Origin of the sequence: Robertkochia solimangrovi (assembly GCF_007279655.1) — a bacterium.
Taxonomy (GTDB): domain Bacteria; phylum Bacteroidota; class Bacteroidia; order Flavobacteriales; family Flavobacteriaceae; genus Robertkochia; species Robertkochia solimangrovi.
In genome coordinates, this window is sequence record NZ_QKWN01000004.1 from 83,353 (window position 1) to 106,527 (window position 23,175).

Sequence of the window (23,175 nt, forward strand, 5' to 3'; positions counted from 1 at the left end):
TGGGCATCGTAAAAAATGAGTGCAAGAATTCTGCACATTTTGTCAATGTCCTTACCTTTCAAAAAACCCTGAAACATGCAAATTAAAATCACAGGAACGGGATGTTATATTCCGCCGAGAGTGGAATCGAACAGTCGCTTTGAGCACCATAAGTTCCTGAATGCTGATGGAAGTAGTATCAATGATTCTAACACCGTGATCATTGAAAAATTCAATGCGATCACCGGAATAGTAGAACGAAGATACGCCGAGAAAGAACATTGCACCTCCGATCTGGCCTTCTTTGCTGCAGAAAAAGCAATTGCAGACGCGGATATCGATCCTGAAACGCTTGATTATATTATTGTAGCACATAATTTTGGAGATGTCAAATCCGGAACGATTCAGGGAGACACCGTTCCCAGTATAGCCGCAAGAGTTAAGCATAACCTTCGAATAAGGAATACACGTTGTGTTGCCTATGACCTGCTATTCGGATGCCCGGGGTGGCTCGAGGGCGTCATCCAGGCCCAGGCATTTATCAAAAGCGGCATGGCAAAGAAATGTCTTGTTATCGGGGCTGAAACTCTTTCAAGAGTGGTTGACAAACATGACCGTGACTCTATGATCTATTCAGATGGTGCCGGAGCCACTATTATTGAAGCCACTGAAGAAAACGGCGGTATTCTCGCCCATGAGACCGCATCACATACCTTTGAAGAAACCTATCATCTTTTCTTCGGAAAATCATATGATGCAAATGCCTGCGAAAACACAAGGTACATCAAGATGTATGGACGTAAAATCTATGAATTCGCTTTGACTAATGTACCTAAAGCGATGCGTGCATGTCTTGAGAAAAGCGGAACCCCTATCACCGATATAAAAAAGATTTTGATTCATCAGGCCAATGAAAAAATGGACGAAGCTATCGTTCATAGATTTTACCGCCTCTTTAAGATGGAAGTACCCCCGAATATTATGCCGATGAATATTGATAAACTTGGGAATAGCTCGGTCGCTACTATCCCAACCTTACTCGATATGGTTTTAAAGGGACAGATTGAAGACCAGGAATTAAAACCCGGTGATAAAGTGATCATGGCCAGTGTTGGTGCCGGAATGAATATAAACGCAATTATATATCAATTCTAAAAGAAGGACATCAATACTACTCCTGAAGCCTCGAACCTAAGTCAAGTATTCATCTTATATAATGGCGAAAGCCTGGTTTATCCCCCGATCATAGCGATTGAATCATACGAACGCAGACCGATTGGGTATCAGGTGATTTTTCTTCCTATATTTATGACCAAAACCACTATCCATGTACGAGAACACCTATCCTGAAAAACGCTATAGAATCACATTGGAATTCCTGAAAGGCGTTACCCCTGACGGATGTTCCATATTAGATCTCGGAGTCGAAAATCCATTTTCTAGGATCATGACCCAGGCAGGATACAAGGTTAGTAACACGGAAGGAGAAGATCTGGACGAAGATCTTTCAGCGGTTAAGAATTCAGATGCGGAATTAATTACCGCATTGGAAATATTTGAACATCTGCTTTCACCCTATCAGGTTTTAAAAGAGATCAAAGCTGAAAAGCTCGTTGCTTCCGTCCCCCTGAAACTTTGGTTTGCTCCGGCATACCGAAGTAAAACCGACAAATGGGACCGGCATTATCATGAATTCGAAGACTGGCAATTTGACTGGTTACTGGAAAAGGCAGGATGGGAGATTAAAAAAAGAGAAAAGTTCACGAATCCCGTTAAGAAAATTGGTTTCAGACCGCTCCTCCGCTCTTTCACCCCAAGATACTACATCGTTTATGCGGAACGAAAATCAAAATAAAGAAGCAAATTCAAGTGAAATACAGCATCGTAATACCGGCACACAATGAAGAAAAGTTCATCAAAGGAACTTTAATATCTGTGTCAGAGCAAACCTTGCAACCTTCAGAAGTGATCATCGTTAATGATCATTCAACAGATTCAACAGAAAAGATCATAGATGATTTTTGTTCAGAACATTTGCGATTCAAAAAATTCAATACAACATCTTCCGACGAGCATATGCCTGGCAGTAAAGTCGTTAATGCATTCAAGCAAGGATATGATCAACTCCAAAATCCCTACGACGTAATCGTCAAACTCGATGCAGATCTCATTCTTCCAAATGACTATTTTGAATCGGTGATCGAACTTTTTAAAAAGAATCCCAAGGCAGGTGTTGTCGGCGGATTTGCTTATGAAGAAGAAAACGGTGAATGGAAATTGAATCACCCCATGAATAAAGACCATGTGAGAGGCGCTTTTAAAGCCTATTCAAAAGCATGCTTTCAAGCCATGGGTGGCTTAAAAAGTTCTATGGGATGGGACACCGTAGATGAACTGCTGGCCCGTTATCACGGATATAAAATCATCACTTTAGAAGACCTGAAGGTTAAACATCTGAGACCTACCGGAAAATCATATAACGCAAAAGCCCGTACCCTTCAGGGAGAAGCGATGTTTAAGATGCGATACGGCTTTTTGATCACCTGCATAGCATCGGCAAAGATGGCATCCAAACAAGGAAATCCACAGATCTTTAAGGATAACCTCAAAGGTTTCATGAATGCCTGGCGATCAGGAATTCACCCTATCGTAAATAAAAAAGAAGGAGCTTTTATCCGAAAACATCGAATAAAAGGCATCCTTCAAAAACTCGTTTAATGGTATTCTTAATCAATCACCTGACTAACCGGTGTACCGGTAGTCCCACTTGGAAAACCTATTCCCAGAAGTGCAGCTATAGTAGCTGACACATCGGGAATTTCTGTACGTTCGGTAGTATACCCTTGATTTATCCCTTTTCCAAAGAACAAAAGCGGAACATGCGTATCATAGATATAAGGAGTACCGTGAGAGGTTCCACCTTTTTCATAGCTGGTACCAATAAACATAGGAGACTGAACGATGAACACATCCCCGGAACGCTTTTTACTAAACCCATTCTGAACTATATATCCAAAGCCCTGCACATAATCATTCTTCCAAAGTTGTGTTGCTGTATACACCTCCTGAACACCTTCATAACCGATAAGCTCTTCTGCAACTACCCCCTGCAACTCCTTAGATGAGACTCCGATTTTTGCTAATTCCTCATTATTGAAATACAATTGATAATTGGAATAATTACGAATCAACTTATCAGTACCGTATTTCTTACTTAAAAAATCCTTCAAACGGGTAGCCATAGGCTTAGAACTCCTGTACCCTGCAGGCAGATTCAGATCTCTCAGGTAACCTGGTGCATGCACGGCGGCATGATCGGCCGTAAGAAATACTGTATAATTCCCCTTACCAATATTCGTATCCAGGTACGTTAAAATTCTTTCGATCTGCTTATCAAGTCTCAGATAAGTATCTTCCGTTTCAATAGCATCCACACCGAACCTATGCCCTACATAATCAGTACTCGAAAAACTGATCGCCAGAAAATCTGTGATATCATCAGCCCCCAATTGCTCTCCTTCAATGGCAGCCAGGGCAAAATCAGCGGTAAGATCATTACCATACGGACTCGACTTGATCATATCATACTCATCATTCTTCTTCCAGATCTTAGGTAGTTTATGTGGAAATACGGGAGCATCCTCCCCATCGAATTTCTCTTCATAAGGAAGATCATCAGCAAGGCTTGCTGTATAGGTTTCGATCGGATACAGGGTATTCCAATCTTTTTTATATGATTTAGCAATACCCGACTTATTGAATTCTTTTACCCAATCCGGTAATTTCTTGATATAGTAACTACTGGAAACGAATTGACCTTCATCTTTCCCATGAAACCAATAAGCGGCATTCGCAGCGTGTCCAGCGGGAAGAATCGCCCCCCTGTCTTTCATGGCCACACCGATAACTTTCCCTTTTCCATGCGTTGCCACTTTTAATTCATCTGTAATGGTAGATGAAATCAATCTTGTCGGTGCCATTCTACCGGCTTTATCCTTGGTTCCTACCGGTTCATAAGACAAATCACGAACGCAGTATACTTCTTCATTCAGGTCTTTGTCAAACCAATCATTCCCCATAATACCATGAACTGCAGGAGTCGTTGCCGTATAGACAGAAGCATGTCCCGGAGCCGTAGAAGTCGGTATATAATTAAAATGATTGTTTTTACAATTGAACCCTTCGTTTACAAGACGGCGGAAACCGCCATCACCATAACGTTCCCAGTAACGTGTCAGATAATCGTAGCGCATCTGATCAACCACAATTCCGACCACGAGTTTCGGTTTAGTATTAGGTTGATTCGGAGCTGACTGAGAAAAACTAATAATTGGAATTAGTAATAAAATCAGAATGGAGGAAAATCTTTTCATACTATTTTTTCAAAATTTCTGACAAAACTACCATATTAAAAAAAATCAAAGTTTAAATTCAGGTTAAAAGGTCAGTAATTTAATTTTTTTTACTTTAGCTGTTCATTCAAACTGCATGCAATACCTCGAAAATATAGGCCGCTATTTCATCATGCTACAAAAGGTCTTTTCAAAGCCTACTAAATGGCCGATCATGAAGAACCTAATCCTAAAAGAGATCGATGATCTGATCTATGGCTCACTGGGTATCATCATATTTATTTCCTTTTTCATCGGAGGGGTTGTTGCTATTCAGACTGCTTTAAACATCGACAATCCACTTATACCAAAATATCTCATCGGTTTTACCACAAGACAATCGGTGATTTTGGAATTTGCCCCTACATTCACGTCCATTATTATGGCCGGTAAGGTAGGATCATATATAACCTCCAGCATTGGAACCATGCGGGTAACGGAACAGATCGATGCCCTTGAAGTAATGGGAGTAAACTCACTGAACTACCTAATCTTTCCAAAGATCGTAGCATTAATGCTCTATCCCTTTGTTATCGCCATTTCCATGTATCTCGGCATACTTGGGGGCTGGCTAGCCGTGGTTGCCGGAGGATACACCACAAGTGCAGATTTTATCAAAGGAATACAGATCGATTTCAAGCCCTTTCATGTCCTGTACGCTTTTACAAAAACCATGGCTTTTGCTTTCATACTAGCCACCATCCCTTCCTTCTATGGATATTACATGAAAGGAGGGGCTCTTGAAGTTGGAAAAGCGAGTACGACCAGTTTCGTATGGACCAGTGTGATCATCATTATCGTAAATTACATAATCACTCAACTCATGTTAGGCTGATGATCAAAGTTGACGACATACACAAATCATTCGGAAATTCAGAGGTTCTAAAAGGTATCTCAACAAATTTCGAACCCGGAAAGACCAATCTCATCATCGGACAGAGTGGCTCCGGAAAAACCGTATTTCTCAAATGCCTGCTAGGCCTTCATTTCCCTGAAAAAGGGCGTATCATCTATAGTGACAGAGTATACTCCGAAATGAACGATGAACAAAAAAGAAGCCTCCGACAAGAAATGGGAATGGTATTTCAGGGGAGTGCACTTTTTGATTCGATGACCGTAGAGGAAAATGTGATGTTCCCTCTGAAGATGTTCTCTAAAATGTCTAAAAGCGAAATGCAGGACCGCGTTGACATCGTATTAAAACGTGTGAATCTGATTGACGCTCACAAAAAATTACCTTCAGAGATCTCAGGAGGAATGCAAAAAAGGGTGGCGATCGCCAGAGCAATTGTTAATCGACCCACGTATCTGTTTTGCGACGAACCTAACTCCGGCCTTGACCCAAAGACCGCGATCATCATCGACAATCTTATTCATGAAATCACCGTAGAATTTAACATAACCACAGTGATCAACACACACGACATGAACTCTGTTATGGAGATCGGAGAAAAGATCGTATTTCTTAAAAATGGTTATAAAGAGTGGGAAGGCTCCAATAAAGAGATCTTCCGAACCGACAATGAAGCGGTGACCGATTTCGTATATTCATCCGACCTCTTCAAAAAAGTACGTCAGATGTATATAGAAGAAAGGAATTAATTACCCATTACCCTCACTGCTATCTTTTCATTTTTGGTCCTCACCTTAAGCCATTCGGTTAATTTAGTAGTTTCCTCATCAACCTTCTTTTTAGAAACTTTTGGATCGAAACGAACAAAGAACACTGGAATCGTATCGGTCTTTTCAAAGTTGGTGAGTATCTCATTGGCGAACCCTAATTCCTTCAGGTCGGCATTATTAATCCGGATCTCTTTACTGATATCATCAAAAGCCACATCATTATATGCATACTTTCGAAGTCTCTCCACTTCATTTTCCAACAAATTGATTTTTTCATCTTTCGTAGCTACTTCCTGCTTTTTAGACTCATAAAGCTCGGTAACATACTGGAACCTGTCTGTTTCCTCATGCTGCCCGCCCTGAATAACCAGGGCAGCATCCCTTAGATTCTTATATTGCTTCATTTGATTCTTCCAAGTTTCGATCAACTGATCCGGAATGGATTTACTCCCCATAAATACCAGTTCTATGGTAGGGTTCACCCCCCGATGATATTCGATCACGGAATATTTATCCAGAAAGAAACCTCCTTCTGCAAATTCATAGGTTTTAACGTCATTCTTAATGAAATTCTGTGCATCCTGCTTAAACAAAGATTCCTTCCATACCCAGTAAAAGGTATAGATCGCAGGTACCATCACCAAAATAGCCAGCAAAGATGCGATTTGAGCAGTTCGCTTGCGCTTCTTCGAATTCACGTATCTGACCATAGGAAAACGAAGGAATTTAATCACAAGAAAGGTTGCAAGTCCGATGAATATGGTATTGATCATGAACAGGTATAATGCACCAAGTGCATATTCCCAGTTTCCGATCGCCAATCCAAAACCAACCGTACATAGCGGAGGCATCAAGGCGGTTGCAATAGCCACCCCGAATATCACACTGGCGATTGTTCCTTTCTTTGCTCGGGCAATTACCAGAGCTAATCCACCGAAAAATGCGATAAGCACATCACGGATATCCGGCGCGGTACGCGCCAGTAATTCGGAACTTTCCGCACGTAGCGGGATGACCACAAAGAAAAGATATGCGGTGAGGATACTCAATCCTACCATCACTCCGAAATTCTTCAAACTACGTTTTAGAGTATCGATATCATTGATAGCCACAGACAGCCCCATACCTAAAATAGGACCCATTAGCGGAGATATCAACATGGCTCCGATCACTACAGCCGTGGAATTCGCATTAAGCCCTACAGATGCAATAAAAATCGAACAGATAAGAATCCAGGAAGTATGCCCCTTAAAAGGAATGTCATTGATAATACTTTCCTTGGTGTTGGCTTCATCAGTATTATGACGAATATCCAGAAGTTCGACCAAAAAAGCCTTGAGACTTCCCATGAATCCGGAAAAGTCCTTCTTCATTTTCTCTTCGCTTTCCTTTTCCTCCTTTTTAGGGGGTTCATTTGGAGTGATCTGATCCTCTTTCAGAAACTGATCGTTATCCTGAGCATTACTGCTTTTCTTTTCCTCCGCCATAATTTTAGGTATGTAGTTACCGGAACTTCAAAAGACCGGAGTTAATTTTTCAATAGTTCTACTTCTGCATTAGGTTGAAACAGGTAAATTCTACCCGTACTCATTTCAACACACTCGAAGCGTTTGATTCGTTTATCCCCCTTTTTAAATACCTTGCCATTGTATATCCGAAAAATACTACCGTGGGGTAGTTCAAATATATAATTTTTATCGTTTTGAGGGTCATACTGTTTCAAAGCCAGCGACAAACGGGCATCCGTATCACTGCTGGCCTTCGGATTTTTGAAATGGTTTGCAAGAACAGGAAGCAATCCATTTGGAAAGATCTCCGGGTGAATAAAGGGCAACATCAGTTTTTGAAAGGTATACTTCCATTCCTGACCATGAGGCTTGATCTGTCTGCCAAACTTTTGAAAAGCGACCAAATGGGCGATCTCATGAACCAAAGTGATCATAAACCTGTATTTATTCAGGTTAGCATTCACGGTGATCTGATGACTACCATCTGGTAATGCCCGATAATCGCCATGACGGGTAACACGTTCATTCACGATCTTCAGATGGACATGATACATCTTAATCATTTCCATACATGGCAATACCGCTCTTTCCGGAATGTATTTCGCTAAAGTCTCTCGCATTTAATCACCTCAGGGTGTAGAATTACTCACCTGTAAAATCTTACCGTTAAAGTATTTTTGTCCGTTAAGACTGAAATCAGCTATATAGGTTGCCATTTCTGCAGCGGTTACAGGAGCTTTATACCCGGGAAATGCCTCTTCAAGCATTTCTGTCTGTACTGCCCCGAGGGCAAGCACATTAAAAGAAGGGCCATCTTCCTTAAATTCTTCCGCCAGTAATTCCATCATGGTGATCACCGCTCCTTTAGAAGAACTGTATGCTGCAAGACCCGGGAACTTCAAACTTCCCTGAATACCTCCCATACTGCTTATAGTAAGCACATGGCCTTCACTACTCATCAGCGGGAGTGCCATACGGATCATTGCCGCAACCCCGAAGACATTTACGCGGTATACCTTTTCGAAATCATCCAAGGTAAGCTCCATGAAGGGCTTATTCACCAATCCGCCGGCATTGTTGATCAAAACATCAACAGCACCCCAATTCTCCGTAACCCAAACCCCCAACTCAGAGACCTGACTTTCAATGGTAAGATCCAATGACATTGAAGTTACATTCTCTAATTTTAAAACATCAACCGGATTAGAATTTCTGGACACAGCAAGAATCTGATGCCCCTCTGCAGAAAGTATCTTAACCAATTCAAATCCGATACCACGACTGGTACCGGTTACAATAATTCGTTTACTCATAAATAAACATTAATTCTGTTGACCCGAAACAACGGGTGTCAGTTTAATGGCGCCTTCATCCGAATTTATAACAGCTTCAAGAACAGGAATCATACGATTGATCAAGGCAGTCATATGGACGATATCAAGCTTATCACCCTCATCATCTACATGGTGATAATATGCATAATTCTCAAAATCAAAGGTAGAGATCGTTTGGGCAGGAATATTGAATTGCTTATAAAAAGGATAATTATCAGATCGTTTAAACAATTGATATTCCTTTGCTTTCGGTAAAAGTCCAACCAGATTACTACCGCCGGTTGTATTCATGAATTCAGCCATATTTGAGGTTTCGTAACCGGTCAGGTACGTAGCATAATCTCTTTTCATAGGCACCCCGATCATCTCAAAATTAACCATGGTATACACATTAACGCCTGCTTCCTTCAACTTTTTGGCCAAATGCACAGAACCCAGCAGCCCAGCTTCTTCCGCAGAGAAAAATGCAAAGATCACACTTCGTCTGTTTAGGCTTTGATCACCAAAGAATTTAGCGAATTCGAGAACTGCGGTAGAACCTGCAGCATTATCATTCGCACCGTTAGCAATACTATCACCCTCAACAGGCTCCTGAATTCCGATATGGTCATAATGAGCTCCGATTATCACAACCTCATTTTTTAATACAGGATCTCTCCCTTCAACCCAGCCTACAACATTATAAGCTGTCCCGTCGAAATTATCAAGCGTATCGAGATAGGATTCAAAATAAGGCTGAACATCATGCTTTTCTAATACTGAAACCAAATATTCTGCAGCGATGGCAATACCTTCCTCCCCTGCTTTTCTTCCCTTAAGATCGTCTGAAACAAGCACGTTAAGATTTACCGAAACCGATTCTTCGGTTGCATAGTTCAAATGGGTGCCGGATCTGTCCGAATCAGAGACCACCGTAACTTCCGGGGTATCCTGAGCGGAATCGGCTTCAGTTCTTGTACTGACTGTTTTGCAGGAGAACATGAAGAATACTAAAAGTAAAGGAAAGAATCTCATAATTTCGGTTGATTATTTAGGTTAAATATAGCAAAAAACCCGCCTAAAGCGGGCTTTTCGAACTAAATATATATTTTGGATCAGGCGAGCATCGTCACCGGATTCTCCAGATAAGCTTGCAGTGTCTGCAAGAATTGTGCACCTGTAGCACCGTCCACGGTTCTGTGGTCACATGCAAGTGTCACTTTCATAGTATTACCAACAACGATCTCACCATTTTTAACAACAGGTTTTTCTACAATAGCTCCAACAGAAAGAATTGCAGAGTTTGGCTGATTGATGATCGAGGTAAATTCCTGAATTCCGAACATACCTAAATTAGAAACCGTAAAGGTACTACCTTCCATCTCCTGAGGTGTCAGTTTTTTATTTCTGGCCTTACCGGCAAGATCTTTTACCTGAGCACCGATCTGAGTTAAAGTCATCTGATCAGTAAATTTGAGAACAGGAACGACGAGTCCGTCTTCTACTGCTACTGCAACCCCAACATGGATATGTCGGTTATAGGCAGTAACATCTCCCTTCCAGGAAGTATTTACCTGCGGATGTTTTCTCAATGCCATCGCACATGCTTTAACCACCATATCATTAAAGGAAACCTTGGTATCCGGCAATGAATTGATCTGTGAACGAGAAGCCATAGCATTACTCATATCCACTTCGATCGTCAGGTAATAATGCGGTGCAGTAAACTTAGACTCCCCAAGACGCTTAGCGATAGTCTTACGCATCTGAGAATTCTTAACTTCATCCACATGCTCTTCACCTGCAGGAACGAATGCCATTGCCTGTGCGGCAGCCGGAGCAGCAGCATCTGCTTTTGCAGCCGGAGCGGCCGGAGCAGCAGGTTTATAATTTTCGATATCACGCTTAACGATTCGACCGTTCTCACCACTACCTTTAACCTGAGTAAGATCAATACCTTTTTCAGCAGCGATCTTTTTAGCAAGAGGTGATGCGATCACACGTCCGGAAGTTGTACTAACTGGAGCAGTCGATGCTTCTGCAGGTGCAGGAGCAGTTTCTTCTGCTGCAGCCGGAGCCGGAGCAGTTTCCGCTGGTGTCGCTTTCGCTGTTCCACCTTTTAAAGCCGCTAATACGGTATCAACATCGGTTCCTTTAGGTCCTATTATAGCTAACACATCATCAACCGGAGCTGTACCTCCTTCTTCGATTCCAATATAAAGCAGTGTACCGGAGTAAAAAGACTCAAATTCCATGGTTGCTTTATCGGTTTCGATCTCAGCAAGGATATCACCTTCACTAACTTCATCTCCTACTTTTTTCAACCAGGAAGCAACGGTACCTTCTTCCATCGTATCACTAAGACGCGGCATGGTAACTACTTCAACACCATCAGGCATTGCAGGCGCTGATCCGCTACTAGCAGCGACAGGAGCTTCAGCAGCAGCTTCCGATGCAGGCTTTTCCTCAGCAGCAGGCTGATCGGCACTTCCGTTCAACAATCCGGAAATATCCTCTCCCTTTTCACCGATGATCGCCAGCAAAGAATCTACAGGAGCTCCATCTCCTTCTTCGATTCCGATATGCAAAAGCGTACCGGAATAAAAGGATTCGAATTCCATTGTAGCCTTATCGGTTTCGATCTCAGCTAAAATATCTCCTTCTTCTACTGTATCTCCTACTTTTTTAAGCCATTTTGCAACGACACCTTCTTCCATGGTATCGCTCAAACGTGGCATCTTTATAACTTCTGCCATTCTTGTTAGAGTTTATGCGGTAAAAATGGATAATCTTCCTGTTCGTATACAGTATCGTACATAACATTCTTTTCCGGCCATGGAGAGTCTTCAGCGAATTTCTCGCATTCAGCCACCAGGTCTTTTACCTGCTTGTCAATTTTTTCAATTGCAGCCTTAGTAGCATATTTCTTACTAAGGATTATATCTTTAACCTGAGTAATCGGGTCGATCTTTTTGTATTCTTCAACCTCCTCTTTTGTACGATAGTGCTGTGCATCCGACATAGAGTGCCCACGATATCTGTATGTTTTCATTTCGAGGAAAGTAGGCCCACCACCTGAACGAGCTCTTTCTACTGCTTCATAAACCGCCTCAGCAACTTTCACAGGATTCATTCCGTCAACGGGGCCACATGGCATATCAAAACCAAGACCAAGTTTCCAAATCTCCTGTTCTTTGGAAGTCCGGGCAACTGAAGTACCCATCGCATATCCATTGTTCTCACAAATAAATACAACCGGAAGGTTCCATAACATAGCAAGGTTGAAAGTTTCATGCAAGGAACCTTGTCTTACAGCACCATCTCCCATGTAACAAAGCGTTACACCATCGCGTTTGAAAAATTTATCTGCAAAGGCCATACCTGCACCGAGAGGAATCTGACCTCCAACGATACCATGACCACCTAAGAAATTATGTTCTTTGGAAAAGATGTGCATCGATCCACCGAGACCTTGTGAGGTTCCGGTACCCTTCCCATACAGCTCTGCCATAACTCGTCGAGGATCCACCCCCATACCGATAGGCTGAACGTGGTTACGATAAGCAGTGATAAGTTTATCTTTCTCCTTGTCAATAGCGTGCAGCGTCCCGGCTAAAACCGCTTCCTGCCCGTTATATAAATGCAGAAAACCTCTAACTTTCTGCTGAATGTAAACCGCTGCGAGCTTGTCCTCAAACTTTCTCCAAAACAGCATGTCTTCATACCATTTCAGATAAACTTCTTTTGTGATTTTCTTCATGAATAAATTTTTAATGGCTTCGCCTGAAAATTTAACACCAACTACATTAAAATGGTTTAATGCTTCTGGTAGGATTGGCGTTTTTAAAGCGCAATACAAAAGTAGCACTTTCGAGAAAAGTGGAAAAATCAAAAATTGTATTTATGACAGAAATTTGTTAAATATTATTTAACGAATCTTTACTGAAAATCAAAGGAAGTAAATCGCTTAGGGAAGACGCCATGATTATTTCACCGGAATCACCCATGAAATATATCGGAATCGGTGAATTCTGGTTCTCCTCATATTCTGCAATTGTCTGACGACAGGAACCACAAGGGGGAATAGCTTCGGTAACCTTACGCAATTCTGAAGCTGCGGTGACACAAAGAAACCTTACAGGCATTCCCGGATAAACGGCACCAGCATGATATATCGCTACTCGCTCCGCACATAGTCCGTTCGGATAAGCTGCATTTTCCTGATTATTCCCGACAACCACATCTCCGTTATCCATCAGCAATGCAGCACCTACCCTGAATTTAGAATAGGGCGCATAGGCATTACTTCGTGCTTGCACCGCTTTCAGCATAACGTAGCGCACTTCCTCCGGAAGTTCTTTCAATCCGTCATACACAGTAAATTCCGAACTGATCTTGAATTTTCTCACCTGGTTATTTTAAGGATTAGGAAACCTACAGGGTCATACCAAGGCAAACATTGATCCTGAAGTTCAGCAACAAGTTACACCATTATATATATATTCCTAATAATTGTAATACTCACCTAAATTAAAGGTAAGTGAAAATCTCAAGGTATTTTCCAATGGATTTCTCACACTGGATGTTGAAAACAGATAGGAAAGATCGAGTGTTGTTGATTTAAAGGTAAAACCTGCCCCAAGTGTAAAGAACTGTCGAGCACCTTTCTCTTCACTCTCATGAAAATAACCGGTTCTCAGGGCAAATACTTCACTATAATTATATTCAGCTCCAAAAGCCCAGGTTACCTCCTTTAACTCTTCACTAAAACCATCGGGCGCATCACCAAAGGAAGAGAACATCCCACTGAAGAAAGATTCATTATAATAATCATCTTCTGAGTCGATTCTTCCGTCACCATTGCTATCACTTGGTGTAGGCACCAGCAATTTATTAAACTCCACGTTGAGCCCAAGACTGCTTTCAGAATCAAAGATAAAATCAAACCCTCCTCCGAGTTTCAGGTTTGTAGGCAGAAAAGTTTCCCTGCCCTCATCATCATACTTGATCTTCGGCCCGACATTCGATATATTGAAACCACCTCTCCATACTCCGTTAAAGGATGAGTACGCCACTTCATCAGATTGAAAGTAACCGGCAACATCTACCGCGAAGGAACTCGCTGCACTTGCATCGATCGCCTCTTCCTGAATCTTAAGATCAGAACGGAGGAATCGCCCTGCTACTGCCATAGAGAACGTCTCGGATAACTTCAATGAATATGAAAGATCGATGGAAAGTTCATTCGGACGCTCAATAATCGGCTGCAAACCCTGAATGGCTTCTGCTTCCGTGATGAATTCGATATCACCAAGACTGAAATATTTTATACTGGCTGCCCATGCACTTTTATAATTGATCCTGTTATAAACGGTAGCGTTAAGCAATGCTATATCATTTACAAGTTTACTCAAATAGGGTGTATAACTGATCCCAACACCGATCTGGCGTTTAGCAAAGGCATACTTAGCCGGATTCCATTGCTGTGAATAGGCATCCGCGCTAGTGGAAACACCGAGCTCACCCATACCACCGGCTCTCGCATCAGCGGTAATCATAAGAAAAGGGACACCGGTTGTAATAACTCTTGATTCTGTTTGATCCTGTGCCAGGGCAACGTTCACAGAACAGATCAATAACAATAGCAGTAGACAATTTTTCATATATAGTAATCCTTTTAATTCAATGTTTCATCTTAATAACGCAAATATAGGATACTCCCCTTACTTAAGTTATATTATAGAGAAAACGTTAATTTATCAAAAATCATATACACTTGTAGGATAATTCTATCTACGACAAATTATACCATACGAATGACAATATTCGACGAAATATGATCACTTTCAGAGTCAATTACTGACCTTCAGTAGCTTAAATCTTTCACCTTAATTAGGTTTAGGACAAAATAAAAATTGAATTTTTTCGTTTTGACAACATCATGGTTGTGTTTGACAACATTAAACCCACAATTTTGTGGATTATAATTGAATTAAATTACTTAATTGCTATATTGCAGACTGTTTTAAGACAACTCAAATCTTAATTATGAGAAAGTATCTATCTAACGCATGTATGCTGTGTTTAGCCGTTTTAGCTGGCTTCACCAGTTGTAAAAATTCGGGCGGTTCTAAGAACGTTTCCAGAGCAACCGGTTGGCAGATAAATTCCAAAGACGGAGGATTTCAGTACAACACCAATTTTAAGGAACAGGAAACTGCTCCCGGGTTGGTATTTCTTGAAGGAGGTACCTTTATCCGTGGAAAAGTCCAGGACGATGTGATGCACGATTGGAACAACACTCCAACGCAACAGCATGTGCAATCTTTCTACATGGACGAAACAGAGGTTACCAACAAAATGTACATGGAATACCTGGATTATCTGAAAAGTGTTTACCCACCGGACAATCCTGCCTACAAGAACATTTATAACGGCGCCTTGCCTGACACTCTTGTATGGAGAAACCGACTTGGATATAACGAAGTAATGACCAACAACTACCTTCGTCACCCTGCTTACGCAGAGTATCCGGTAGTAGGAGTTAACTGGGTACAGGCTACTCAGTTCTCAGAATGGAGAACCGACCGTGTAAACGAACTTATCCTCGAGCGCGAAGGTTTTCTGGCCAAAAATTCCAAGTATTCTGTAACCAATGGAGAAGTTCAAGGCGCATTCAGCACTGAAACCTACCTGAACAGCCCTTCAAACATCTACAACGGACAAATCGATTCACTTCAGGGTAATATGAAGCGTGACTCCACCAACGTTTTTGCTAAACGTTCAAGCGGTGTTCTTATGCCTTCTTACAGACTACCTACTGAAACTGAATGGGAATATGCTGCGGAAGCCCTTAACGGGACTCGTGAATTCAACAACTACAGAGGTAGAAAGAAATATCCATGGGACGGACAATATACCCGCTCAGGTAAAAGGAGAACCAGAGGTGATCAACTCGCCAACTTCAAGCAAGGTAAAGGTGACTACGGCGGAATTGCCGGATGGTCTGATGACAGTGCTGATATCACTGCCCAGGTAAGATCTTACCCACCTAATGACTGGGGACTTTACGACATGGCAGGAAACGTTGCTGAATGGGTTGCTGACGTATATCGTCCGATCGTCGATGACGAGGCGAACGACTTCAACTACTACCGTGGTAACGTTTATATGAAAACAGCTATCGATTCCCTTGGAAAAGTTCAGATCGTTGGAGAGAACTCCATCCGATACGACACCCTTCCTAACGGTAAGATTGTAGCACGTGATCTTCCGGGAGAAATTGCAATGGTTCCCGTAGACAATAATGACACCTATTTAAGAACCAACTTCAACACCAGTGATAACAGAAACTATCGCGATGGTGACCCGGGATCAACAAGATATTTCGATATGTTCAATCCTGAGGAAGGTGAAGATCCAGGAAAGAGAATGTATGATGCTCCGCAACATAAGATCGAAAGAGACTCTTCCGGAAACCTTATCAAGTCTTATGACAAATCTGACACCAGAACTACACTTATCAATGACGAAGTACGTGTATACAAAGGAGGTTCCTGGAAAGACAGAGCTTACTGGCTTGATCCGGCTCAAAGGAGATACCTCCCACAATACATGGCAACCGATTACATCGGATTCAGATGTGCCATGTCACGTGTAGGTTCTAAAGCCAAAGAAAAAAAGACTCCAAGAGACTAAATAATTAAGATATAATTATACGAAAGCCCTGATTTACATCAGGGCTTTTTTTATACATTTAATCCATGAATACGATTGAACTACATAAGCTTTTTCTGGAATCTGACGGAGTTTGCACAGATAGCCGGAAAGTTGGAAAAAACACATTGTTCTTCGCCCTTAAAGGAGAAAACTTCAACGGAAACGAATATGCGGAAGAAGCGCTTAAACAAGGAGCCTGCTATGCGGTAACCGACGAAGACACCGGGGTGTCTGATGAAAGAATACTCAGCGTTGAAAATGTACTCCACAGCCTGCAATATCTGGCCGCACATCATAGAAAATATCTGAACATACCCGTCATATCCTTAACCGGAAGCAATGGAAAGACAACCACTAAAGAGCTGATCAATGCTGTTCTAAAAACAAAATACAGAACAGTAGCCACTAAAGGTAACCTGAATAACCATATAGGCGTCCCTCTCACCTTACTGAGCATGGATTATGACACCGAAATAGCTATTGTTGAAATGGGGGCCAACCACCTCGAAGAGATCGCCAGACTTTGCAAGATCGCCCAACCTGATTATGGTTGTATCACAAACTTCGGAAAAGCGCATCTCGAAGGCTTTGGTGGCGTTGAAGGAGTGATAAAAGGTAAAAGCGAACTTTATGACTACCTTAAAAATAACAACAAGGTTATCTTTTATAATTCAGAAGACAGCATACAGGTTGAGAAGACCGGGGACTACCCGCATAAATTCGGATTTGGCGATAACGGACCGGATGTTTCAGTTACACTTAATGGTGCTGATCCATTCGTCAATGTCTCCTTTCAGGGAAATAACATCAAATCTCAAATGATCGGAGCCTATAACTACAATAACATAGGGCTGGCAATTTGTATCGGGAAATATTTCAAGGTAGCAGACGAAAATATAATCAAGGCCATTGAAGGCTACATCCCGGACAATAACCGATCTCAGATCATTAAAAAGGGAGAACTCACCATTATTCTCGATGCATATAACGCAAATCCAAGCAGTATGAAAGCTGCGCTGGAGAACCTTTCTAAACAACCTCAAAAACCCGTAACAGCCATCATAGGTGATATGTTCGAACTTGGAAGCGAAGCAGCAACCGAACATCAAGCTATCGCCGACCTGTGCAGAGATCTGCATTTTGATGAGGTAACCCTGGTTGGTGAGAATTTCTTCAAAACCCAAACTGAACTTTCAAAATTTCCAAATTTCAAAACTTTGGAAGAAGCTATAAAAAATAACGATCTATCCCTACCCGTTAACGGAACATTACTGATTAAAGGATCGAGAGGAATGGCCTTGGAGCGGGTACTGGAATTCTTTTAGAAATTCATTACTGCATGGTTAAAATTTCCGACCTTCTGATATACTGAAAACCAACTTACTAAGGGTCGTGAATTAAGGATTAAGGAGAATAGTTAACTCTAATTTTTAAAGGTTCAAATCTTCTAATTCTACATTCTTAATTCTTTTTAATTCTTAACTCTGCTTATTCAACCCAATATCGTTAGGGCATTTCGTTAACATATCACTGATCTTTATTACAGAAAACAAAAAAGCCGGTCTGAATTCAGACCGGCTTTTTACTAGCTTCGAATAATCAAATTAATATATATAGTCAAAGAACATATATACTCTTTTATTCAACGTCCCACCAGATTCTTGAAGTGTTTCTGTCTTCAGCAGGAAGTAGATTACCTACTGCACTACTCCAGTTTCCGTTATTAACACTTTGCTCCTGGTTAGGATAGATATAACGTGTTGGGATCGGACCCGCATTTAAAGGATTTGGTGATGGTGTAAGTAATGGGAATCCAGTTCTTCTGAATTCAGACCATGCATCAAAACCTTGAGAAAATAATGCTGCCCATTTCTCTTCTCCGATTACTTGTTCAATACCAACATTACCTGCATCAGAAAGTCTGGCTGCCGCAAAAGCTGCTGCATCACCGGTAATATCAACCGGAGTAAGCCCCTGACTCTGAACATAGTTACTGCTTAAGTAATTCAGACTTCCCCAATATGTGGAGATAGACTCATAGGAATTAAGGATACCCTGCTCCAACATAGCTTCTGCATCTTCACTGGTCCATCCTTTAGCCGCAGCCTCAGCACGGTTAAGATAAACATAAGAAGAAGTCAACCATGGGAATGGAGATTCAGGAGCAGTTAAATAAAGAGAAATCTTTACACTACTTCCAATTCCAGTATAATCTGCAAGACCATAAGGAAGACCAGTACCATCAGGCTCATTAGAGAAAATATCAATTCTGCTATCTCTTGCAGTATTTGAATAATCATCTCCAACGCCTTGTAAAGAATTGGTCAAATAATCTGAAAGGTTATAATCAGCAGGACGGAAAGATGTCCAAGGATTAACCAATGTAGAAACATTTACAGGAAAATACCAAGCTTCCTCTTCTACCGCTTCAATAACACCATTTGCATCTGAAAGAGCTTCATTGAAAGTTGACATTGCAAGACTTTCGTTAGCATCAGACATTTGCATTGCTACAGAAAGCAACAATGAATTTGCAAATTTCTTCCAGCTGGCAACATCACCTCCATAGATAATGTCTCCTGTAGGACCTGCTTCATTAACATCCATCATATCTCTTGCTTCCTGTAATTCAGTTACGAAGTCTGCATAGATCTCTGATTGAGCTGTATAGGCAGGTGATTGAATTTCAAGACCCGCTAAAGCTTCCGTATAAGGGATATCACCATAAGAATCTGTCAATCTCTTAAAGATCAACACTTTCATAATTCTGGCAATTCCCATCTGGTTATTGATCGAACCATTATCAGTATAAGCTGGCATGGTATTGCTAAGTTCATCCTGAGAAATTTCAATAATATCCTGAAGGTTAATCAGTGTTTGTACATAAAGACCTTGCCAATCAACTGCAGATTCAGCATATCGTGATGGATCTGAATAACTAGGCTGCGATCGGTACTGTACATATAAGTTTGGATTACCAAGCCAAGGTCGGCCTCCAACCGTAACAAATCTTCGCTGCGCAGCAGTAAGAAGTGCCCCGGTATTTAGTTCTGAAGGTCCATTGTGATTATCATTCGTCTCACCAAAATCTACGGTCTCACAAGAAATTAGCGACATGATCACTACGGACATCATTAATAATATTCTATACTTTTTCATTCTTGTCGTCATTAAAATGTTAGTTTAAGATTCATACCAAAACTTCTTGTACTAGGTAGCTGAGCGTTTTCACCATAAACCTGTGACATTTCAGATGGATCCCAGTTATGTACGTTATCATCAGCAACTGAGATAAGCCATAGGTTACGAGCGATGAAACTAATACTAGCAGACTGGAAGAAGTCATTTACCATTGAACCTGGCAACGTATAAGTTAAGCTCACATCACGTAATTTGATATAATCTGCATTGTGAATGAAAGGCTCCGCGATTGAATTCGATTGGAACTGACCGAAGTAATCAACTGCTTCAACGTAAGTATCAACAGGAGTTCCATCAGGAGACACACCTACAACATTCACACCACCTCCGTCAGCAACAGCATCACGGATATTATTTCCATTATTATTAATTGTAGCAGTTTCAGCAGTCAGACCTGAATATCCACCCCACATTTCAGAAAGTGAGAAGAATTTACCTCCTTTTTGATAATCAAGTGCAGCCATTAAACTCCAGTTCTTGTATCTGAAAGTATTTACAAAACCACCAGTAAAATCAGGAAGTACAGATCCGAAATACTGATCATCAACATAATCATAAGATCCATCAGCACGTACGATTGGGTTACCTGCATCATCTTTAGCAATTCCTCTACCTCTCAACTGACCCCACTCTTCACCTGGACGGTGTACAAAATTAACGAAAGCCCAGTCATCAGCACCTCCCGATGAAAGTCCGTCGATCGAATTAAGATCTCCAGGAAGACTGATAACCTCTGATTTATTCGTAGACCAGTTAGCTACAAGATTCCAGTTAAATCCGTCAGGATTTCTGAAAATATCAACATCTAAAGCAAGTTCGATACCTTTTCTGTTAGACTCACCAGCATTTGTCAAATAATCAGCATAACCTGTTCCGGTAGAAATAGTGATCGGGATAATCTCCCCTTCACGAGTCTCATTATAATAAGTCGCATTCAATCCAATTCTGTTCTGGAAGAATTTAAGATCTAAACCAATTTCGTAAGATGAGTTCAATGCAGGTGAAATATTTGGATCGATCAATTGACTTCTGTCATATTGAAGCACTTTTCCATTATAAAGGTCATCTCCTAAAGGATAAACCTGATTCAAAGCTAACGCTCCCACATCATTACCTACCTGAGCCCATCCTCCGCGAAGCTTACCAAAGCTAAGGATATCGCTATCGATCAATTCTGAGAAAATGAACGACCCACCGATAGAAGGATACGTGTAACCATTGTTATCAGATGGAAGTGCAGAACTCCAGTCTTTTCTCAAGGATGCATCCAGATATAGCATATCCATATACCCTAAGGAGATATTACCATAAAGGCTGTTTACCTGCTTCTTATACTCATAAGTCTGAGCAGTCAACAATTCTCTTGAGTTAGAATATACAAACACATCTGGAAGAATAAGTCCTCCACTATCTGAGTTACCACTATCCATATCATTTATAAAACGGTAGTAGTTATTCTTTCTAATGGTTCCCCCGAACATAGCTGATACGTCGAAATTACCAAAATCATTATCATACTTAACGAATCCGTTATAATTATCCTCAGTATCTACATCATATCTTCTTCCGAAAGAATTTACCCACTCATTATAAAGAGATGGTGCTGCAGAATATTGGATCATATAAGGAACTTCCCAATATCTCTTATATCGCTCATCATTTCTTGAAACCATAACAGTTGCTTCGAAATGATCAAGGAATTTATAGGTAGCGTGAATATTACCGATCAGGGAAGTAGTTTTTTGCTCATTCTTGTATTGATCCAACCAATCGAACGGATTAAACCAGAAAGCTGCTTTTTTGAAACCTTCTTCTCCGATATCTTCACCAGCTGCCATAGCATCAAGTCCCCAGTTATTCCATGAAGCCAAATAGCCTTCAGGAGTTGTAAGACCTTTTAATTCTCTTAATTTATTAACATCGATGTTACGACCGAACCAAGAGTTAAATGAACCTGTAGTCTGGTTGCTATATCCATCATCAAAATCACCATTGATCGTACCTTCAGAATAGTTCGCAGTAACACCAACTGTGAAGTTATCATTCAAATCAAAGTCAAAACTTGTGTTGATGAAATTCTTAGTCAATTTTGACTCTGGAATAATACCTTCCTGATTAAGATTGGTGTATGATAATCTCGCAGTAAAGTTTTCACCACCACCCGATAGGGTTACGATGTTTTTAAAGGTAGTACCTGTGTTATAGAAGTCTCTGATGTTATCAGGATGCGCTTCCCAGGTATCTGTTTGTCCAAAGTAAGGACTGTCCGGATAATATGCATACCATGGCACATAAGGCTGTCCGTCAAAAGCTGGCCCCCAGCTTTCATCAGCATAAACATTTCCATTGAAATAACGCTGACCATCAAAAACTCTCATGTACTCTGGGTAAGGACCTCCGGAAATACCAAATACAGCGAAGTTATATCCTCCATCGAAATCAAAAGTTCCGAATTCGGCATCTCCACCATAACCTTGTCCATAAAGGTTTTGGTACTTCATCATGTTCCCCACTTTGTCAAAGGAAAGAGAACTGGTAACTTCTACTCCAATTCTGTCTGTTTGCTTTCCTCTTTTAGTAGTGATCTGAACAACCCCGGCATCAGCACGTTGTCCATAAAGTGCAGTTGCATTTGGACCTTTTAAAACGTTGATCGTTTCAACGTTACTCATATCCACTGCATTCGGATCGGTTGTTGGAATTCCATCGATAACATATAATGGATCACCATCACCTGTTAAAGAAATTCCACCACGAATACGAATTTTACCAGACTGTCCTAGTTTAGAACCTGCCTGACCATTGATCTGAACACCCGCAACTTTACCTGCAAGTGCACCCTTAACGTCAGTAGTCTCGGTAATATTCAGTTGTTCTGAAGAAACCGGTTGAGAAGAATACGCAAGCGTCTTCTCTTCTCTTTTAATACCCAGTGCTGTTACTACAACACCTTCCAGCTCTTCAGCAGCATACATTAATTGTACACTGATTGACTGAGCAGCTCCTACTGTTTTCTCCTGAGGTGTCATACCTATATAGGAGAACAACAGGATTTCTCCTTCTGACGCAACTATTGTATAGTTACCGTCAAAATCAGTTTGGGTACCATTGGCTGTACCCTTAACCACAACATTTGCTCCTGGCAACGGAAGTCCGTCCTGGTCGGTGACCGTACCAGTAATGGTCTTCTCCTGTGCCATCATTGCAAATGAAACCAGAAATACTTGTAAAAATAAGTAAAACCTAATTTTCATAAATAATTGAAATTTGAGTTAGTATTAATTGTAAAGAAGGACCGGATTTGCTTTTTATTATTATGCTAATTCAAATAAAATGACAACGAAGTTTAAAAGGATAAACTCTTCTCCGGTCCTAATTTATCAGCGTCGAATGTAAATAGAACGTTAATAAAAAAAGCAATTCCCGACCTAAATTAACGAG

General features: G+C 41.1%; 18 protein-coding genes. 7 read left to right on the plus strand and 11 right to left on the minus strand.

Annotated elements, in window-relative coordinates; genetic code table 11:
• Positions 1-75 precede the first annotated feature (75 nt).
• The 3 genes from DMZ48_RS07020 (at position 76) to DMZ48_RS07030 (ending at position 2,697) form a co-directional block, all read left to right on the plus strand.
• Complete coding sequence (locus tag DMZ48_RS07020; protein WP_143954420.1) at positions 76-1,134, plus strand: 3-oxoacyl-ACP synthase III family protein; 1,059 nt, start codon at positions 76-78, stop codon at positions 1,132-1,134.
• A gap of 172 nt (positions 1,135-1,306) precedes the next feature.
• Positions 1,307-1,834, plus strand: a complete 528-nt coding sequence (locus tag DMZ48_RS07025; protein WP_143954421.1) for a class I SAM-dependent methyltransferase — start codon at positions 1,307-1,309, stop codon at positions 1,832-1,834.
• A gap of 14 nt (positions 1,835-1,848) precedes the next feature.
• Complete coding sequence (locus DMZ48_RS07030) at positions 1,849-2,697, plus strand: glycosyltransferase family 2 protein (protein WP_143954422.1); 849 nt, start codon at positions 1,849-1,851, stop codon at positions 2,695-2,697.
• An 8-nt stretch (positions 2,698-2,705) separates the two neighbouring features.
• Here the strand turns inward: DMZ48_RS07030 and pafA are convergent, their stop codons facing one another.
• On the minus strand, positions 2,706-4,352 hold the full coding sequence (pafA, locus tag DMZ48_RS07035) for an alkaline phosphatase PafA (RefSeq protein ID WP_143954423.1): 1,647 nt from the start codon (positions 4,350-4,352) through the stop codon (positions 2,706-2,708).
• A 115-nt stretch (positions 4,353-4,467) separates the two neighbouring features.
• On the opposite strand from pafA, the gene DMZ48_RS07040 reads away from it, so the two are divergent.
• Both DMZ48_RS07040 and DMZ48_RS07045 read left to right on the plus strand, forming a co-directional pair.
• The gene (locus tag DMZ48_RS07040) at positions 4,468-5,205 is read left to right on the plus strand and encodes an MlaE family ABC transporter permease (protein WP_143954424.1); all 738 of its coding nucleotides are present in this window, start codon (positions 4,468-4,470) and stop codon (positions 5,203-5,205) included.
• Positions 5,205-5,972, plus strand: coding sequence for an ABC transporter ATP-binding protein (locus DMZ48_RS07045; protein ID WP_143954425.1), 768 nt, complete (start codon positions 5,205-5,207; stop codon positions 5,970-5,972). Before DMZ48_RS07040 ends, DMZ48_RS07045 begins: the two co-directional genes overlap by 1 nt.
• Here the strand turns inward: DMZ48_RS07045 and DMZ48_RS07050 are convergent.
• From DMZ48_RS07050 to porV, 8 genes are all read right to left on the minus strand, one after another.
• A complete protein-coding gene (locus DMZ48_RS07050; RefSeq protein WP_143954426.1) occupies positions 5,969-7,480 on the minus strand; it encodes a DUF389 domain-containing protein in 1,512 nt (503 codons plus the stop codon). The two genes, DMZ48_RS07045 and DMZ48_RS07050, sit on opposite strands and share 4 nt — an antisense overlap.
• A gap of 41 nt (positions 7,481-7,521) precedes the next feature.
• Positions 7,522-8,121, minus strand: a complete 600-nt coding sequence (locus tag DMZ48_RS07055) for a SprT-like domain-containing protein (protein WP_143954427.1) — start codon at positions 8,119-8,121, stop codon at positions 7,522-7,524.
• A gap of 9 nt (positions 8,122-8,130) precedes the next feature.
• Positions 8,131-8,814: an SDR family NAD(P)-dependent oxidoreductase gene (locus DMZ48_RS07060; protein WP_143954428.1), complete on the minus strand. Its 684-nt coding sequence runs from the start codon at positions 8,812-8,814 to the stop codon at positions 8,131-8,133.
• Between the two features lie 9 nt (positions 8,815-8,823).
• Positions 8,824-9,849 (minus strand): M28 family peptidase, encoded by a 1,026-nt coding sequence (locus DMZ48_RS07065; protein ID WP_143954429.1) that lies wholly within the window; start codon positions 9,847-9,849, stop codon positions 8,824-8,826.
• 80 nt (positions 9,850-9,929) lie between these two features.
• Positions 9,930-11,570, minus strand: coding sequence for a pyruvate dehydrogenase complex dihydrolipoamide acetyltransferase (locus tag DMZ48_RS07070; protein WP_143954430.1), 1,641 nt, complete (start codon positions 11,568-11,570; stop codon positions 9,930-9,932).
• Positions 11,571-11,575: 5 nt separating this feature from the next.
• Positions 11,576-12,574 carry a pyruvate dehydrogenase (acetyl-transferring) E1 component subunit alpha gene (gene pdhA, locus DMZ48_RS07075; RefSeq protein WP_143954431.1) on the minus strand — a complete coding sequence of 333 codons (999 nt, stop codon included), beginning with the start codon at positions 12,572-12,574 and terminating at the stop codon, positions 11,576-11,578.
• Positions 12,575-12,731: 157 nt separating this feature from the next.
• A complete protein-coding gene (locus tag DMZ48_RS07080; RefSeq protein ID WP_143954432.1) occupies positions 12,732-13,223 on the minus strand; it encodes a cytidine deaminase in 492 nt (163 codons plus the stop codon).
• A 96-nt stretch (positions 13,224-13,319) separates the two neighbouring features.
• A complete protein-coding gene (porV, locus tag DMZ48_RS07085; RefSeq protein WP_143954433.1) occupies positions 13,320-14,477 on the minus strand; it encodes a type IX secretion system outer membrane channel protein PorV in 1,158 nt (385 codons plus the stop codon).
• A gap of 385 nt (positions 14,478-14,862) precedes the next feature.
• On the opposite strand from porV, the gene gldJ reads away from it, so the two are divergent.
• Positions 14,863-16,512, plus strand: a complete 1,650-nt coding sequence (gene gldJ / locus DMZ48_RS07090) for a gliding motility lipoprotein GldJ (RefSeq protein WP_143954434.1) — start codon at positions 14,863-14,865, stop codon at positions 16,510-16,512.
• Positions 16,513-16,577: 65 nt separating this feature from the next.
• A complete protein-coding gene (locus tag DMZ48_RS07095) occupies positions 16,578-17,858 on the plus strand; it encodes a UDP-N-acetylmuramoyl-tripeptide--D-alanyl-D-alanine ligase (protein ID WP_143954435.1) in 1,281 nt (426 codons plus the stop codon).
• A gap of 313 nt (positions 17,859-18,171) precedes the next feature.
• On the opposite strand, the gene DMZ48_RS07100 is transcribed toward DMZ48_RS07095, so the two are convergent.
• Positions 18,172-19,692 carry a SusD/RagB family nutrient-binding outer membrane lipoprotein gene (locus tag DMZ48_RS07100; RefSeq protein ID WP_162558677.1) on the minus strand — a complete coding sequence of 507 codons (1,521 nt, stop codon included), beginning with the start codon at positions 19,690-19,692 and terminating at the stop codon, positions 18,172-18,174.
• 11 nt (positions 19,693-19,703) lie between these two features.
• Complete coding sequence (locus tag DMZ48_RS07105; RefSeq protein ID WP_143954437.1) at positions 19,704-22,988, minus strand: SusC/RagA family TonB-linked outer membrane protein; 3,285 nt, start codon at positions 22,986-22,988, stop codon at positions 19,704-19,706.
• Between the last annotated feature and the right edge of the window lie 187 nt (positions 22,989-23,175).

Bases quoted from the DNA above. Each gene is read 5' to 3' on its own strand.
- gldJ (WP_143954434.1), top strand. From the start codon at position 14,863: ATGAGAAAGTATCTATCTAACGCATGTATGCTGTGTTTAGCCGTTTTA.
- DMZ48_RS07045 (WP_143954425.1), top strand. From the start codon at position 5,205: ATGATCAAAGTTGACGACATACACAAATCATTCGGAAATTCAGAGGTT.
- DMZ48_RS07060 (WP_143954428.1), bottom strand. From the start codon at position 8,814: ATGAGTAAACGAATTATTGTAACCGGTACCAGTCGTGGTATCGGATTT.
- DMZ48_RS07040 (WP_143954424.1), top strand. From the start codon at position 4,468: ATGCAATACCTCGAAAATATAGGCCGCTATTTCATCATGCTACAAAAG.
- DMZ48_RS07055 (WP_143954427.1), bottom strand. From the start codon at position 8,121: ATGCGAGAGACTTTAGCGAAATACATTCCGGAAAGAGCGGTATTGCCA.
- DMZ48_RS07065 (WP_143954429.1), bottom strand. From the start codon at position 9,849: ATGAGATTCTTTCCTTTACTTTTAGTATTCTTCATGTTCTCCTGCAAA.
- pdhA (WP_143954431.1), bottom strand. From the start codon at position 12,574: ATGAAGAAAATCACAAAAGAAGTTTATCTGAAATGGTATGAAGACATG.
- pafA (WP_143954423.1), bottom strand. From the start codon at position 4,352: ATGAAAAGATTTTCCTCCATTCTGATTTTATTACTAATTCCAATTATT.
- DMZ48_RS07095 (WP_143954435.1), top strand. From the start codon at position 16,578: ATGAATACGATTGAACTACATAAGCTTTTTCTGGAATCTGACGGAGTT.
- DMZ48_RS07070 (WP_143954430.1), bottom strand. From the start codon at position 11,570: ATGGCAGAAGTTATAAAGATGCCACGTTTGAGCGATACCATGGAAGAA.
- DMZ48_RS07050 (WP_143954426.1), bottom strand. From the start codon at position 7,480: ATGGCGGAGGAAAAGAAAAGCAGTAATGCTCAGGATAACGATCAGTTT.
- DMZ48_RS07105 (WP_143954437.1), bottom strand. From the start codon at position 22,988: ATGAAAATTAGGTTTTACTTATTTTTACAAGTATTTCTGGTTTCATTT.
- DMZ48_RS07020 (WP_143954420.1), top strand. From the start codon at position 76: ATGCAAATTAAAATCACAGGAACGGGATGTTATATTCCGCCGAGAGTG.
- DMZ48_RS07100 (WP_162558677.1), bottom strand. From the start codon at position 19,692: ATGAAAAAGTATAGAATATTATTAATGATGTCCGTAGTGATCATGTCG.
- porV (WP_143954433.1), bottom strand. From the start codon at position 14,477: ATGAAAAATTGTCTACTGCTATTGTTATTGATCTGTTCTGTGAACGTT.
- DMZ48_RS07025 (WP_143954421.1), top strand. From the start codon at position 1,307: ATGTACGAGAACACCTATCCTGAAAAACGCTATAGAATCACATTGGAA.